The organism is Streptomyces sp. NPDC003393 (genome assembly GCF_053589015.1).
In genome coordinates, this window is the sequence record NZ_JBSFRB010000053.1 from 1 (window position 1) to 15699 (window position 15699).

Genomic DNA, 15699 nt, shown 5'->3' on the forward strand with positions numbered 1-15699 from the left:
TGAGGGCCACTGTTGTCACGAGTCACGACTGCGGTGAAGCGACCGACGTCAACCCTGCCAGCCGGTCCCGGACCAGCCACCCAAAAGACTCACAGCTGATGTCAAGCGGCGACTGCCACGTGGAGTGCAGCGTTGTAGCACTGTCTGTCACGGATCATCGCCCACAGAACGTTGACGCGTCGGCGGGCAAGGGCGAGGAGGGCCTGCTTATGTCCCTTCCCCTCGCTCCGCTTTCGCTGGTAGTACGCCTTGGAGGCAGGGCAGCACTTGAGGCTTGCCAGCGCAGACAAGTACATCGCCCGCAGCAGCCCGCGGTGATAGCGGCGGGGTCTGTGCAGATTGCCACTGACGCGGCCGGAATCGCGGGGCTGCGGGGCCAGGCCGGCGAAGCCGGCCAGGCGGTCAGCACTGTCGAAGGCGTCCATGTCCCCGCCCGTGGCGGCAATGAACTCGGCGCCGAGCCGGGCGCCCATGCCGGGCAGGCTGCGTATCACCTCGGCGTGCGGATGCTCGCGAAACCGGTCCTCGATGAGAGCGTCGAGTTCAGCGATCTCCTCGTCGAGGGCCATCACACCCTTCGCGAGGCGGACCACCATAGCGGCGGCCAGTCTCTCCCCGGGCAACGCAGTGTGCTGGGCCTGCGCGGCGTCCACAGCAGTGCGGGCGAGTGCGGCGGCGTCTTTCACCTTGCGGTTCTTCAGCCAGGTCTCGATTCGTTTCGCCCCTGTGCGGCGGATCGCTGCCGGCGTTTGGTAGCCGGTCAAGAACATGACTGGGCCCTTGTTGGTCAAGTCCAGCGACCGCTCCAAGGCCGGAAAGATTTCCAGCAGTTGAGCCCGGAGACGATTGATCTGCCGGGTGCGGTCGAAGACCAGATCCAGGCGCCGGGTGGTCAGGATGCGCAGGTCGACGGCGATCTCGTCACCAGGCCTGAGTAGCCCCAGGTCCCGGCGGATGCGGGCCTGGTCGGCGATGACGAAAGCGTCCTTCGCGTCGGTTTTCCCCTCACCCCGGTAGGTGGCCGAGGCCCGGTGCACTGCCAGACCGGTGAGGTAGGCGACAGGCTGATCATGGGCAGTGAGCAGGCCGATGAGCAGAGCGGCACCGCCATGGTTCAGGTCGACGGCCCACAGCACGTCGTGGGATACCGCCAGTACGTCGCCGAGCAGTACGAGCAGCTCGCTCTCGTCGTTCTGGATCCGGCGCGACAGCAGCCGCTCGCCCTCTGCGTTGATCACCACGACATGGTGATGCGTCTTGCCGATGTCCACCCCGGCCCAGATCTCGGGCACATTCCCCTCCGTCAACTCGTCGCACATCGATCCCGCAGACGACCTCGCCGACGTTGTCCTACAGCAGCGATCGAGTCGCGTCTCCCAATCAGCGGTCGAGTCGTCGCGGGGCTCCGGGCGGCCAAGTCCCGTAAGCCATCCAGCGGCTCAGCCTTTACAGCCATACCCGGAACCCCCGAGTCCTCCGATCCTACGAATGACCGGACCAGACCCACGTCGTGAAGGTAGGACAGCCCTTACTACACCGAATTCACAAAACCCCAGGTCATCACCACAACCTGAGATCTCCACCGAACCCGGGGCGATTCACTCCGATCGGTGGGGCGCGCGGTACACCTCCATGGGCAAATCTATCTGGGCCGAGCAGGCACTGGACCGGCCGGACGCCTCGGCGAGCCCCGAACTCACCTCTCGGTAACCAGGTCGTGCCAGCAGGCCGAGCCGAAGTGGGCAAAACGGCGACTCCTGTGCCGAGCAGGGTGTCTGACTGGTGTCAGGACACGGAGATCTCAGTCGCGCGCACGAGCGCGACCCGGTGGTTGTACTGGATCGTGTACACCTCTCCGGCGCCGCGTACGTAGCGGTCATCGGCTGAGATGAAGTCGTCAGGGTGGACGGGCGGTTGCGTTGCCACATACGCCTGCCCTGTGGGCAGGGTGTACCTGTTCAACGGAGGCGCCACGCCCGGCTCCAGGTCGGAGGGGTATTCGGACGCATCGGGATACACCATGCCGAACACCGACGCGCCGCTTCCGCCGGCAGGTCTGACGATCTTGACATGCTCTGCCGGAATCGTGTTCCTGCCCTTCGGGTTGTCGAACCAAACCTTCCGGCCGCCGTACCAGATGCCCGTCCAGTCTCCCTCGCGGTCAGCGACGACGAACTGCTGCCCCGCGCAGACAGTGCTGCTCCAATCGCTGATCGCCTTCGTGCCCGCGGAACCGTCATGGTGCACATACGGATCACCGGCCAGTGGCGCGCTCGCGCTCGGCGCAGTCCTCACATACAGGAGGTTCGACGGAGCCGATGCCTCCGTGCACGCGGTGGTGGCCCCCGTCGGGTCGTCGTTGGCGCAGACCTTCACCGTCTGCTCGTTGTGCGCGAAGTCCGGCGCGATCGTCACAGCCGTACCGACGGGCCCGACACCGTGCTTCCCCCGCTCTGTCTTCGCCCCCGCCAGCATCATGAACCGATCCCAGTCCCAGTACGGCCCTGGATCCCAGTGCATGCCCGCCACATACGCGTCCAGCGGACCGGGGACGTTGTCGTGGCCCAGTATGTGCTGGCGATCGAGCGGAATGCCGTACTTCCGCGCCAGGTACCGCACCAGATCAGCGGTGTTCTGGTATTGCGCCTGCGTGTACCAGGTGGCACCGCGCGCCGCGAAGCCCTCGTGCTCGATGCCGATCGAGTGCATGCCGAACCAGAAGTTGTTGGCGTGGAGCGCCAGGTTCTTGTCGGCCACTGTCTGCGTCACCGCACCGTCGAAAGCCCGCATCACGTAGTTCGCCGCGCTTTTGCTCCCTGGTGCCCTCGCCGCCGCGATGGCGTTCTGGTAGGAGGACTCAGCATCGTGGATGACGATGTACTTGATCTCCATCCCGTCCGTCGGCCGGTCAGCCACCTGGTAGGCCGTCGTCGTCGCGAGCGCCAATCGGCAGTCCATGTCCGGGGGGCACTCGGTGCCGGCGGACGAGGTCTTTTTCAGATGCAGCATGGCCAGCTGTCCGGTGTTCGCCCGCAGCGAGGGCTGCGCCGCCAGGCGCACCCACTGCCCGTCGGCCGTCGTGCGCTCCACGCCCGTTCTCATTCGTTCGAACACATGCCTGGCGAAATGCCCGGCCGCGGTCTCGTTCGGTGAGCCGCTGTAACGGGCCACCGCGCCGAACCATTCGTCCGGGTCGGACGGTGTGCCCCCTGTCAGCTGCTTCTCGTACGACGCCAGCAGCGCCGCCCCGGCCCGTATGTTCTCCCGTACGTCCGCACGCACTCGGTCCGCGGGCGCCCCGGTCAGCGCGGCTGCCTCGGTGAGGGTGTGCAGTGAAGCATCCGAGGACAACGATGCCAGAGCCGAACCATGGGCCATGGACGCCGTCAGATCCGTCAGGCCCATCGGCCCGTACCCGCCGATGGTGTTGTGCTCTCCTCGGTGGGCATCCCACAGGGACTCCTGGTAGGAGACACCCAGCAGTACTGACTCCGGCACCATGAACTCGTGCGCCGCCGCAGCAAAGTGCCGCTGCTCGACCGGTGAACCTCCGGAACCGGCATCCGGCCGGGGCGCCGAGGCTGCGTTCGCCGGGGTCTTGTCGTCCAGAGCGAACGTCGTCAACGCACCCGCTGCGACAACCAGTATTCCGCTCAGGGCAAGCCCGACGGTCCTCAGCCTGGCGCCCTTGCCTTTCTTCCGTCTCCGTCCCACTCCACGTCTCCATCCGTACATGTCGCCGACTGCCACTGCGCCGCCGGTTCTCGCAGCTCGCGCGGATCTTCCCGGGGCAGGGAATCGCTGGGTCCGGTTCCTCACGGCCCAAGGGCGTGTCAATGGGGGTGTCCGCTGACGGGGCGGGCGGCGGCCCTCGGATGCCGTCCCGGGCTCGCACGCGGGAGGCACGGCACGCGGCTCCCGGCGGACGAAGCGGCTCAGGGGAAGGGCACTGCGGCACCCGGCGGAAAGCGGTTCAAACTGGTCGCGGGCAGGGCAGAGCCGGGCCACGGAGACGCAGGAGTCCTTTAGCGGGTCCTTCAGCGCGCGGGCACAGAAACTCATCGAGCCTTCGGGGCGGCAAATCGCCCCGGCAAGGTTGTGCGCGAGTGACGGTTCCCTGCCCGGTGCCGCCGCCGGGTATCCTCCACGGAAGTCCGCAACAGCACTTCCTGGGCGCAGCTGTCGGGAGAGTCCATGCACGCCCGCCATGCCGCGTACGGCTTCGCCGCCGCCTGCCTCAGATGCTTGGGCACGTTCCCGTACCGCACAGCAGATCCGCAGCACGGCGCAGGTACGCCGGCAGGTTTCGCTCGAACTCCTCGACGACCAGGCAATCGCCTGCCGACCGTACCGACCTCAACAAGGCCCGCGTGGTCCGACTGCCGGCTCACAGGCATGCGCCGCCCGCCACCGCAATGGTGCACTGTGGAAATCGCTTCATACCGTACTGACGAAGTGAGCCATGCCGGAAGTTGTCATCGGACCAAAAAAACTCGGCGCGGTGAGCCGCAGGCGGTGACCTGTAAGAAAAGCCTCAGGGCTTGCCGCAGCTCCTGACAACGAGGACCGTGCAAACCGGTCTCACCCGACACCACACCGAGAACCCGATCTACCAAGACTGATCCACCAGGCCCGAAAATGCTCACCTGGAGCCTCCCCTGCGGACTGCGCCCCCCACTGACCTCTTCTCATACACCTCCCGATGCGCGGACGGAAACCCGCCACACACCGATGGGCCAGCACGAGAACGCGCCGCCCGGCTACCAACAGCGATGCATGGCAGTTCCCCCCGGGCCATCCCCCTGCCTCTCCGCCCCAGAGAGCCCTCGCTCGTACCTCCACACGCCGTCGTCCCACGGCGCATCGACGACAAGACGGCCGCTGGGCATGCGCATGAAGGTCAGCTCCTCGACCCCTCTCACCACAACGGGCGTTGTCGGATCGTCGTACACCGCCTCCAGTTGGGCGCCAGGCATGAAAGCCGTCTCCAGGTACCAGGTGGCCTCAGGCCCGGCTTCCAGCCGAGCGTCCCCGACCCACTCCACGTCACACTCCTTGCTCCGCAGACACGACGACGCCGCCGCTACGCGGCAGGAGACGGCCTGCTCCGCAAGCCGTCGGCCACTCCGTGGAGCACGCTGGTGAACCGGCGTGATGGGAATCCGCTCGCTCCGCGAGCGGATTCCCATCACGCCTCACCTTGCCAATTCCCTTCAGCTGAAACCTGATGACGGTTGTTCAAGAGGCTGCCCGCTCCGCGGGCACCCCTCAAGCTGGCTACGCATCCGGGAGCTCGGCTCGGTGTCCCGCCGTGGTCACGGGGTCTCAGGTCGTCTTCTTAGTACTCCAGTGCGGTTTCGTGATCTATCCGCTGGTTTCGTGGGCTGAGCGTCGTCGGTAGTGGCTGCGACGGGCTGTTGCCTGGTGGCGTCTGCGCCAGTTCGACCAGTGCAGCAGTCTGGCCAGGGACACGACTGGTGGGTTGAGGACGGCGGTGAAGAGGTGGCGGATCTCTGGAACGGTCAGCGAGATCGGGTTGCTGCCCCGGGTGTGGTGATGTGGGTCGGCTGGCCGGTCGGGGGCTGCATCGGCAGCGACGGTGGCGAGGAAGGCCAGCGCGAGCATGGCGAGCGTGACGTGCCGGTGCCATGAGGTCCAGTTCCTCACTTGGTAGTGATCCAGGCCGACTTGGCCTTTGGCGGCCTGGAAGCACTCTTCGACGCTCCAGCGGCTGCTGGCCACGCGGACGAGTTCGGCCAGGGGCACTGCGGTGGGTGACCAGCACAGGTAGAAGGCGAGTTCCCTCGTGGCAGGGTTGCGGCGGATCAGCAGGTGGCGGTGTTCGCCGGTGCCGATATGGATCCAGGCCCAGTCGTAATAGCGCAGGCCCTTCGCACCGTTGCCGGCGCTTTGCCGGTGCCAGGCAGCCTCGGGCAGGCGGTCGGCGACCGTGTCCGCGCGAATCGGTGTGCGGCCGGAGTTGATCCGGCCCCGGATGGAGCAGGCAACCGCCAGAACGTAGCCGGTCCCGCGTGCCTCCAGCGCGGCACGAAGCTGCGGGTCCTGCCCGTATGCTTCGTCGCCGGTCACCCACGGAGCTTCCACCCCGGCGTCCAGTGCGGCGGCGATCATCTCCCAGGCCAGGCGGGGTTTGGTCGCGAACTGCACCTCGTCGGGTATCCCGGCAGCCTGACGGCGCTCGGAATCAGTGCACCAGGAATGCTCAGGCAGGTATAGCCGACGGTCGATCAGTGCCCGCCCCCGGCTGGTTGCGTAGGCGAGGAAGACACCGACCTGGCTGTTCTCGATGCGCCCGGCGGTGCCGGTGTACTGCCGTTGCACGCCCGCCGAGGACCGGCCCTTTTTCAAGAAGCCGGTCTCGTCGACGACCAGCACGCCACCATCGCCACCGAGGTGGTCGACGGCGTAAGCGCGGACTTCGTCGCGGACGGAATCAGCGTCCCAGCGGGCGCTTCGCAGCAGACGCTGCATCGGTCCGGGACGGGCATGACCAGCCTGTTCTGCCAGCCGCCAGCAGTTCTTGCGCTCGACGCCAGACAGCAGCCCGAGCAAGTACGCGCGGGCAGTCGCCCGCGGTTCCACCCGGCGGAACCGGCCCGCGATCCGGGCCATGGCCTGCTCGAACAACGCCCGCCACCGGACAGGGTCTACGCTATGGCTCGCGGCCACCGCACGATCTTCAGGAGTCCACACAACCCCCGATGATCACGCGGTGGCCGCTCTCGCTCCAGGCCGGGTCCTGGCCAGTGCCGAACTCCCTGGCTTCGGTCCGACTGCCCCTGATCGACAAAATGAGCACATGGACAGCGAACCTCTGCAGATCCCGCTTGATCAGCTGCGGCACGCCTTCGAGCTGGCACTGCAACACATCGAAGCGTCAGCCGGCAGCGCGGTGGCGCTCGAACACGACTACTTCTGGTCTGTTCCGGGCGACGAACTCTATGACGTCCCCAACGAACCGAAAACGATCACCATCGGGCAACTCTCCGAGTCATGGCAGCACCTTGAGGACCTCCTCGCCGACCCGAACCGGGCTGTGGGTCACCACCTGGTCTGGCTCGCCGACGTCCTCCGTGTGATCGGGCAGTCCACCGCCCAGTAGCCACCACACGCGACGCGACATGGAACTACGAAGTCACACCGGAGTATTAGGAAGCAAAAAACCCCACGCGTTCACAAGTATCTGCGCCTCCCCTCTCCGCTTCATGGGCTGATCATCCTGGGTAGGCTTGGCCTCAATCCATGCAACCGGGGTGCTTGCGCCTGTCTGGCAAAGTTGAAGCCCCCTACCCCCACGCACAGTCGTTCAGGTTGCCTTTGTGCAGCGAAACTTGATGGTGTGTCAGGCGCTTCACTGATGGCGTGCTGTCGCAGGTCGCCCGGCTGCTCGCTCGTGCCCGTAGGCCGATGCCGTACCGAGATTCTCGCCGCGCTCCCAGCACCGGTGCGGGTGCCGTACCGGCGGCAATTGGACGGGCTGGAGCGGCTGCTGCACCGTTTCCCTGCCTTCCACCAGGCTGTATCTGGCCGTTGGCGGCTGGGCAGTGCCAACATGCAGATCACTGCCCCGCCGACTGGAGAGTGTCTGTCCGCGTGTGACGCCGGTGCCGTTACTCCGGTGCCGGAGAAGTCCAGTCTGCCTGGAGGATCTGCGCTAGCAAGGCGTCCTGCTCTCGGTGAGTTGACCCGTGCCGCGCCGGGTGCGGGCCTTGCACAGCCATGGCCCGATCATGATGCGTTCTCCGTCGACGTCGATCCATTCCCGTGCGCCGGGCGGGCGGTGCCGGTGCTCGACGAAGAGCCGCAGAATCTGCGCGTTCTGTTCGAAGGAGCGGCGGACTCGCTTCGTCGGCTCGGCGGGGGGCAGCTGCAGGCGGGTGAGGAGGGCGCGTTGGCTGGGGGCGAGGCGGTCCCAGGCGGTGAGCTGGCGATGCAGCCAGCTTCCGACCTTCACCTCGTCGATCACTGTGCCGCGGTGCAGCGTGGCCGGGCTGTGGCCGGCTTCGATGTGGCGTCGGGTCTGCTGCACGATCGGGTGACACCTTGATCGCCCGCCGCGCGGCACCGCCGGTCGGCGGCAGATCTGGCGGCGCGGCGAGCACGACCAGGGCGGCCGCGCCCAGCCCGACGGCGGTCGGCAGATTCTCCGCCAGCCCCGCTGGACCGTCCATCCAGCGCACCAGCGGCAGCGAGACGGCCGCGCCGAGCAGCGCCAGGACGGCGGCGGCCCGGGTGGCGACCCAGCGGCCGGCGAGCGCGCAGCCCAGGACGACGAGCCAGGGCCCGTACGCGAGCGGCGTGTAGCCCGGCAGCGAAGGCCAACCGGGTGGGCCGATCGGGCTGAATCCCGGGTATGACTTGCCGTAGCATCCCGCAATGTCAACGACCTCATCACCCATGACTATCCTTCTCACGCTCGACGACCACGGCCGCCGTCTGATGTTCACGGAGGCGCGAACCGCGAACACCTTCACCGACGAACCGGTGACCGATGAGCAGCTCGCAGAAATCTACGAGCTGGCGAAGTTCGGCCCGACCTCGGCGAACATCAATCCCCTGCGGATCCTGTTCACGCGGCCGGGCGAGGGGCGTGACCGCCTGCTGCCGCTCATGAACGAGGGCAACCGTGCCAAGACGGCCACGGCTCCGGTCGTTGCCGTTCTGGCCAACGACCAGGCGTTCCATGAGCGGATCCCTGAACTGTTCCCCTTCAAGCCTGAGCTGCGCGAGATATTCGCCGGGAACAAGGCGCTGCGCGATGACTCGGCCCGCTACAACGGTGCGCTGCAAGCCGCTTACTTCTTCTTCGCCGTCCGAGCCGTCGGCCTCGCCGCCGGGCCGATGATCGGCTTCGACGCCGCCGCCGTCGACGCCGAGTTCTTCACCCGCACCACCTGGCAGTCGCATCTCGTGGTGAACATCGGAAACCCCGGCCCTGATGCCTGGTTCCCCCGCCTGCCCCGCCTGGCCTACGACGAGGTCGTCCGCTACATATGAGCCACGTCGCTTGAACGACAGATCCGGGGCGATCTCATGGATCCAGAGGAAGAGACGGCACCCGTGGTGCACTGCCAGTATGCGGCGGAGTTCCACGCTGACGTGCCGTCCCGGGCCCCGCTGACTTCATCTCACCCGCTCCTGCGGAGGGCGACGACGTTGTCTTCATGACCGGACGGGGTGAAGTCACCCCGTCCGGTCCGGGTTGCGTCCTCTCGTTGTCGATTGGTGTCGGGACCGGCCGGTGGGCACGCCTCAATCTGCCTTTGTCGTGCGCCTATCAAGCCACAACGACCGGTGCGGTCCCGCGAGCCGCACAAGGGGACCAGGCCACGGCCGTGAGGCCGGGCAGGAAGTGGTGGAGCGAGCCCCCAGGACCACCAGCAGATGACATTGAAGAAGTGGTGTACGGGTTCGACCTGATCCGGGGGCTTGCTCCGGCGTCGGGGTGAGGCCCGCATAGACGAACGGCCACCGGCTGATCTTTCAAGACGACCAAGTCTTCGAAGGAGATCAGCACGATGACCGCACCGGACAGTGCGCCCCTGCACGATCCGCTGGAGATGCGCCCGCTGTACCGCGCCATGCTCACCGCCGCCCCCGTGCCCTCTGACGTGCGGACCGACCCAACCGCGCTCGGCGGCGTCCCCGCCTTGCGGGTGCGCATCGACGGGGTGACCCCGGCCGCCACCATTGTGCACTTCCACGGCGGCTGCTACGCCGTCGGTGCCCCGGAGACCAGCCTGAACCTGGTTGCCGGCCTCGCCCGCCACACCGGTGCCGAGGTGATCTCGGTCGACTACCGGCTCGCTCCCGAGCACCGCTACCCGGCCGCTGTCGATGACGCCCTCACCGCCTACCGCTCACTGCTGGACACCGAAGGCGGCCCGGAACGGATCGCGGTCGCGGGGGAGTCGGCCGGGGCCGGGTTGGCGATGGCGACCCTGCTGGCCGCCCACCACGCAGGTCTGCCGCAGCCCGCCGCAGGACTGCTGCTGTCCCCCTGGGTCGACCTGACCCAATCGGGCCGCAGCCTTGAGTCCAAGGCCGAGGCCGACCCGTCGATGACAGCCCACGCGCTGCGCGTGCGGGCCGCGGACTACCTGGGTGGCGCCGACCCCCGCGGCGAACTGGCCAGCCCCGCCCTGGCCGACCTGCGCGGCCTTGCGCCACTGCTCATCCAGGTCGGCAGCCACGAGGTCCTGCTCGACGACGCGGTGCGCCTGGCCGCGCGCGCCGCCGACTGCGACCTCGACGTCACCCTTGATGTCGTGGCCGGGGCACCGCACGTCTTCCAGGCGTTCGCCGCCGTCCTGGACGAGGCCGCCGCCGCCCTCGACCGCGCCGCGGCCTTCCTGAACGACCGCCTGCACCCGGCCGCCGCGAAGGCGCAGGTCCCGGCATGACCCGCCGGCCCACCGCGCTGGTCACCGGAGCCAGCAGCGGCATCGGCCTCGCCACGGCCCGGCTGCTCGCCGGGGAAGGCTACGACCTGATCCTGGTGGCCCGCCGCGAAGACCGGCTGACCGGCGAGGCCGACTCCTTGCACCGCCAGGGAAGCCGGGTGGAGATCCTGCCCGCCGACCTGGCATGCGGCCAGGGCCTGCGCACGGTGGTGGACCGCGCCCAGACCGGCCCGGTGGACCTGCTGGTCTCCAACGCCGGCACCGGCGGCTACACGGCACTGGCCGACCTCACCCCCGACGACGTCGACCAGCTGTGGAGGCTCAACGCCACAGCGCACATCACCCTCACCCGCGCCGTGCTCCCCGCGATGCTGCACGCCGGGTCGGGCGGCATCATCACCGTCGCCTCGCTGCTCGCCTTCAGTGCCGGCCTCGACATGGGATTCCCGCGCACCCTGTACGTGGCCGCGAAGTCCGCCGTCGTGGCCTTCACCCGAAGTCTCGCAGGCGAACTGGACGGGACCGGAGTGAAAGCCACCGTCGTGTGCCCAGGCCTGGTCGACACCGAATGGTCCAGCGGCATCAATCACAACGATCCGCGCGCCATGCCCGCCGCCGACGTCGCCCAAGCCCTGTTCACAGCCCACCAGCACGGCGAAACGCTGTGCATCCCCGGCATCGACAACCCCGAGGACATCCAGCACTGGACGGACACCGAACCCACCCTGCTCCACCAGGGTAACCGCGCCGAACTCGCTCTCCGATACCGGCGGCCGCCGCGCCCGTAGGGTTCATCCCTGCCGCCTGCCGCCAACACCCCACGCCTGGTTGCACTCGTTCGTGCAGGAGCCGCCTTCGAGAGGGCGAACTCGCAGACTGGCTCACATGGGGATGGATCAGGCGAAGGGCGGCCGCGTGTCCAGCGGGGACATGGCCAGCGTCTACGGGCGAATGACCGCACTGCCTGGTCGGCGTGACGAGCTGATCACCATGCTCCTCGACGGCTGCCGCGCCAGCGGCGATGACAGCGGCCTGCTCACTTGGTCTATCACGACGGACACCGTTGTGCCGCGAACAGTCTGTGGCTTCATCGGTGGTGGAAGCGGGCCAAGACGCCAACGCCATGTCCGTGGGTGATGCGGGTGTTGCCGCAACACTTGTGAGCGCACCGGTCCTGACCTGAGACCGAAGGTGTTGCGGTCCGTCAGACGCGTGGCGACACCTGCACTGCCTCGGCCGGAAGAACGCGGCGGGGCTCGTCGCCGTCCGACGTACTGCCCGAACTGCGGCAACCCGACGCCGACGTGGCCAAGGAAGTGACCATGCGTCATCTGCTGACCCACGCCAGCGGCATCAGCGGCGACGTGTTTCACCGATACCGGCCGCGGCGGCGACTGCCTGGAGCGGTACGTCGACCTGCTCAAGGACGTCGGGCAGAACCACCCGCTGGGCGTGACCTTCTCGCACTGCAACTCGGGCTTCATCGTGGCAGGTCGGTGATCGAGAAACTCACCGGCAAGAGCTGGGACACGGCCCTGCGTGAGCCGCCGCTCACCCCGCTCGGCCTGGACCACACGGTCACCCTGCCCGAGGAGGCACTGCCGCACCGCGCGGCGGTCGGCCACCGCTCATCCGGCGATGGAGAACCGGGACCGGCCCCCGTCTGGGTACTGCCGCGCTCGATGGGCCCGGCCGGCTTGGTGACAGCGCCGGCTGAGGACGTATGGCCTTCGCCCGGCGGCATCTGACGGGCGGCCTCACCGCCGACGGAAAGCGGCTGTCCACTCAGGCGTCAGCGGAGGAGATGACCGCAAGCCATCGGCCAGGTCTCGTTCCAGCGGTTGCTGCCCGGGCAGGGGCTCGGCGTGGTGCTCCTCACCAACGGCGGGAGAAGTGGCGACGTACGAAGGCCTGTTCTTCGGAGTCCCGGAGCCCGAAGATCGTCTGTCACTCCGGGTGTTCAGAGGGGACGGAGCGCGGTGGCGCCACGACATGCCCGAGCGCCGCGGTGTTCCCCACCTCTCCCCGACGTGTACTGCCCCCGTTCCCGTGAACGAATAACCGCCCGATATTTTGTGTTGAGGGACAAGCCCGACTGCGATACCGCTGTCACACTCCGAGCATGCGAACCATATTGCGTCGCGGACAACTCGGGCTGCTCGCGGCCGCTTCCACCGCGCTCATCGCCGCAGGCCTGCCCCCGTCTCCCCAGGCAGCCGGAATCGGCGACCCTCTCTTCCCCGACCTGGGCAACCCTGGCTACGACGTCCGCTCGTATGACATCTCCCTCACCTACAGTGGGGACAACACCAGCCCCGTCGACACCGTCACGAGGATCGACGCTACGACGACCTCCCGGTTGGACACCATCAACCTCGACTACGCCCACGGCACGGTTCACTGGGTGAAGGTCAACGGCCGGCGTGTGCCCTTCGCATCGGTCGGCGAAGACCTGGTGCTCACCCTCGCCCATCGCGTAAGGGCCGGTCGGCATCTGCGGATCACCATCAGCCACTCGAACGACCCGACGGGCAACAGCATGACAGGGGGCTGGATCCCCAATCCGGACGGGCTCGAACTACTCAACGAACCCGATGCCGCGCACCGCGTGATCCCCAGCAACGATCACCCATCGGACAAGGCCTACTTCACCTACCGGATCACCGCGCCCGCCGGTGTCACGGCGGTCGCCAACGGTGTACTCATTTCCCACACCCGACACGGCGCGACCACTACATCGGTGTACCGAGGCGAACACCCCATGGCCACCGACCTCATGCAGATCTCCCTCGGTGACTCGAAGATCCTGCACCGGCAGGGTCCGCACGGTCTGCCGATGCGTGACGTCGTACCGTCATCGGACGTCGCGGCACTCGAACCCTGGCTGGAGAAGACACCGGGCCAGATCAGCTGGATGGAGAAACAACTCGGCGTTGCCTTCCCCTTCGAGACCTACGGGCTGCTGATCACCGGCACCCACATCGGCGCGGAGCTGGAGACCCAGACCCTGCCGATCTTCGAAGAGAACCTCTTCACCCGAACCGACCTGCCCGCATGGTACGTCCAGTCGTTGATGGTCCACGAACTGTCCCACCAGTGGTTCGGCGACAGCGTCTCCCCTGACCGCTGGGCGGACGTTTGGCTCAACGAGGGCCATGCCACCTGGTACGAGACCGTCTACGGTGAGCAGCAGGGCGGCCCCGCGCTGGACGATCGCATGCTGGCCGCCTACCAGAACTCGGACACGGTGCGGGCCGCGGACGGCCCACCGGCGGCGCCCAAGGCGCCGACCCCGGGCGTCGGGCTCAGCCTCTTCCGCCCCGGCATCTACGACGGGGGAGCGTTGGTCCTCTACGCGCTGCGCGAGGAGATCGGCGACCACGCATTCCAGCGCGTCGAACACGACTGGGTGCTGAAGCACCGGGACGGTTCGGCCACCACAGCCGACTTCGTCCGCCTCGCCTCCCATGTGGCCGGCCGTGACCTCTCCGGCTTCCTCGACGCCTGGCTCTACTCCCCGACCACCCCACCCATGCCCGGTCACCCCGACTGGCACACCACCCCTGCGACCTGACCGACGCCGACCGGCCGAGCCGGGTCCACCGCGGAAGCACACGCCTCAACCGTGCCGCGGGCACTGTGGGTGCCGCTTCATCTTCCGGCCTGGTCAGGTGGCGTGTTGGTACGGGTGGAAGGTTCCGCCGAGTCGGTATCACCGGCGGATGTCCAGGTGTCTGCCGCAGGTCGACGGTGCCCCCGCCCGGTCCGGCCAGCTCCTCAAGACGCTCGGGCAACCGACTGCGGTACCGGTCGCGCAGCACCTCAGCGCGCAGGACGGTGGTCATCACATCCATGCATCGAGCAGTATCGCCGGTACGAGGCCATGTCGTGGCAGAGACCCGGTGTCCTCCTCGCCCGGCGGGTCGTCGACGGGGGCGCTCACCCAGGGACTGTGCGTCTCCTTCGCGGCGTGCGCACCCGCGCCGAGCGGTGACTCCTCACGCTCGTCGGCCTTGTGCGCGAGGGGCCGTCAGAGCATCCTGTGCGGCGGACTCGGGCGCTTTCTCCCCGGCGGGCGGCACCGTCTCATCGAACTCGCGTCGGCGAAAGGCGGAGACGAAAGCCTCCGGTCTTCGCCCGTGACTGGCCCGCCGCTGCCACCGGTGATCCGGTCCCGCTCAGGCACATACGCGACGAGGGCAGCATCAGGGCAGGCCCGGTGCTCCTACGGCTTCGGGTGAGCGCCGCGCGCCTGCCCCGGTTGCTCCTCCCGGTCGACGGTGGCCTCAAGTCCCGGGTTCTGCCCCTGGGCGGGAATCAGGCTCCGCTCGGCGGAGAACCGGATCGGCGGCTCCTCGATCTCGGGGTCCGCCACGCCTGCGACACGACCGCGTTCCCGGTCAATCGCGTGCGCGGGAGGGGCTTTTGGCGCTGTCAGCTGCCATCACCCACTACGACTGTCCCGACGACGGCAGCGGTGCGCCCGATGGCCGAACTGCCCACCGAAGTGGGCAGTTCGGAGCGTTGGAGACTCAGCTCGCAGTACACGCACATCGCCCGGTGCCCGGCCTGCTCACCACGCTGACCCGGGCCTTCGAAGGAGCCGCGGGCGCCGAACGCATCGAACCGGCCCGTCTCCTGGTGCAGCACCTGCCGCTCCACAGACGCGGCAGCCCACAAGCTGTCGGGCGCACGACCTGTCGGCCCGCCTGGTCGAACTCATGCGCCGGGCCGCAGCCGAGTCCGGCGACCCGCTGCTGCCCGCCTACGTCCGAACACAGACCTTCTTCGTCGCGCGCACATGCCGCAGGCCTGCGGACTCTGCAGCAGGCCATCGACGTGGCGCCGAGGCCGGTGACGGAAGCGGAACGAGCCACCTGCGGGGCGCCGCACATGAGGGCGGTCATCCCCGCGCGGGCCAAGGACGCGCATGCTGCCACCGGGCAGATCGACAATGCTCGGCGACTTGCCGACAACGTCGAGGAGGGCATCTGCCACGGCACCGCCTTTGGTCCCGGCTCGGTCCGCACCCACCAGGAGTCCGTGGCGGTCAGTCCCGGTGCTGACGCGGATGGTGCATTGATCACTTGAGGGTGCCGAAGTTCGCGGGCCGGCACACAGCATCCCCGCGGCGCCTGCGGCCGCTTCGACGAACGGCCGCCCATGGGAAGCGCCTCCGGCACACACGAATGCCCAGACTCCGGGGGCGCGAAGCGCGTCTGCTCGCCGCCCGGCCTGGTCCTGACCCGGCCTCCGTGCTGACGACGCCGGGTGT

Annotated in this window: 14 protein-coding genes; 8 read left to right on the forward strand and 6 right to left on the reverse strand. The window is 68.0% G+C overall.

All coding sequences use genetic code 11. The annotated features are described in order from the left end of the window. Positions 1-101: 101 nt before the first annotated feature. From ACWDUZ_RS34135 to ACWDUZ_RS34145, 3 genes are all read right to left on the reverse strand, one after another. Entirely contained in the window at positions 102-1319 is a 1218-nt protein-coding gene (locus ACWDUZ_RS34135) for an IS110 family transposase (RefSeq protein ID WP_451635698.1), read from the reverse strand. Between the two features lie 466 nt (positions 1320-1785). Continuing rightward, complete coding sequence (locus tag ACWDUZ_RS34140) at positions 1786-3624, reverse strand: N-acetylmuramoyl-L-alanine amidase (RefSeq protein ID WP_451635699.1); 1839 nt, start codon at positions 3622-3624, stop codon at positions 1786-1788. 1740 nt (positions 3625-5364) lie between these two features. Next, positions 5365-6633 carry an IS701 family transposase gene (locus ACWDUZ_RS34145; RefSeq protein ID WP_451635735.1) on the reverse strand — a complete coding sequence of 423 codons (1269 nt, stop codon included), beginning with the start codon at positions 6631-6633 and terminating at the stop codon, positions 5365-5367. 187 nt (positions 6634-6820) lie between these two features. Between ACWDUZ_RS34145 and ACWDUZ_RS34150 the strand changes: the two genes are divergently transcribed. Next, positions 6821-7123, forward strand: coding sequence for a hypothetical protein (locus ACWDUZ_RS34150; protein WP_451635700.1), 303 nt, complete (start codon positions 6821-6823; stop codon positions 7121-7123). Between the two features lie 552 nt (positions 7124-7675). On the opposite strand, the gene ACWDUZ_RS34155 is transcribed toward ACWDUZ_RS34150, so the two are convergent. Then, positions 7676-8050, reverse strand: coding sequence for a hypothetical protein (locus ACWDUZ_RS34155; RefSeq protein ID WP_451635701.1), 375 nt, complete (start codon positions 8048-8050; stop codon positions 7676-7678). A 14-nt stretch (positions 8051-8064) separates the two neighbouring features. On the opposite strand from ACWDUZ_RS34155, the gene ACWDUZ_RS34160 reads away from it, so the two are divergent. From ACWDUZ_RS34160 to ACWDUZ_RS34185, 6 genes are all read left to right on the forward strand, one after another. Then, complete coding sequence (locus tag ACWDUZ_RS34160) at positions 8065-8325, forward strand: hypothetical protein (RefSeq protein WP_451635702.1); 261 nt, start codon at positions 8065-8067, stop codon at positions 8323-8325. Positions 8326-8424: 99 nt separating this feature from the next. Beyond that, complete coding sequence (locus ACWDUZ_RS34165) at positions 8425-9018, forward strand: malonic semialdehyde reductase (RefSeq protein WP_451635736.1); 594 nt, start codon at positions 8425-8427, stop codon at positions 9016-9018. A gap of 521 nt (positions 9019-9539) precedes the next feature. Then, positions 9540-10424 carry an alpha/beta hydrolase gene (locus ACWDUZ_RS34170; protein WP_451635703.1) on the forward strand — a complete coding sequence of 295 codons (885 nt, stop codon included), beginning with the start codon at positions 9540-9542 and terminating at the stop codon, positions 10422-10424. After that, a complete protein-coding gene (locus ACWDUZ_RS34175; protein WP_451635704.1) occupies positions 10421-11212 on the forward strand; it encodes an SDR family NAD(P)-dependent oxidoreductase in 792 nt (263 codons plus the stop codon). Before ACWDUZ_RS34170 ends, ACWDUZ_RS34175 begins: the two co-directional genes overlap by 4 nt. Before the next feature lie 534 nt (positions 11213-11746). Beyond that, entirely contained in the window at positions 11747-12172 is a 426-nt protein-coding gene (locus ACWDUZ_RS34180) for a serine hydrolase (protein ID WP_451635705.1), read from the forward strand. Between the two features lie 374 nt (positions 12173-12546). After that, positions 12547-13998, forward strand: coding sequence for a M1 family metallopeptidase (locus tag ACWDUZ_RS34185; RefSeq protein ID WP_451635706.1), 1452 nt, complete (start codon positions 12547-12549; stop codon positions 13996-13998). A 651-nt stretch (positions 13999-14649) separates the two neighbouring features. On the opposite strand, the gene ACWDUZ_RS34190 is transcribed toward ACWDUZ_RS34185, so the two are convergent. Both ACWDUZ_RS34190 and ACWDUZ_RS34195 read right to left on the reverse strand, forming a co-directional pair. Then, positions 14650-14799 (reverse strand): hypothetical protein, encoded by a 150-nt coding sequence (locus ACWDUZ_RS34190; RefSeq protein WP_451635707.1) that lies wholly within the window; start codon positions 14797-14799, stop codon positions 14650-14652. Positions 14800-14858: 59 nt separating this feature from the next. Then, positions 14859-15074: a hypothetical protein gene (locus ACWDUZ_RS34195; protein ID WP_451635708.1), complete on the reverse strand. Its 216-nt coding sequence runs from the start codon at positions 15072-15074 to the stop codon at positions 14859-14861. A gap of 243 nt (positions 15075-15317) precedes the next feature. Between ACWDUZ_RS34195 and ACWDUZ_RS34200 the strand changes: the two genes are divergently transcribed. Next, positions 15318-15515, forward strand: a complete 198-nt coding sequence (locus tag ACWDUZ_RS34200; protein ID WP_451635709.1) for a hypothetical protein — start codon at positions 15318-15320, stop codon at positions 15513-15515. The last annotated feature ends 184 nt before the right edge of the window (positions 15516-15699 follow it).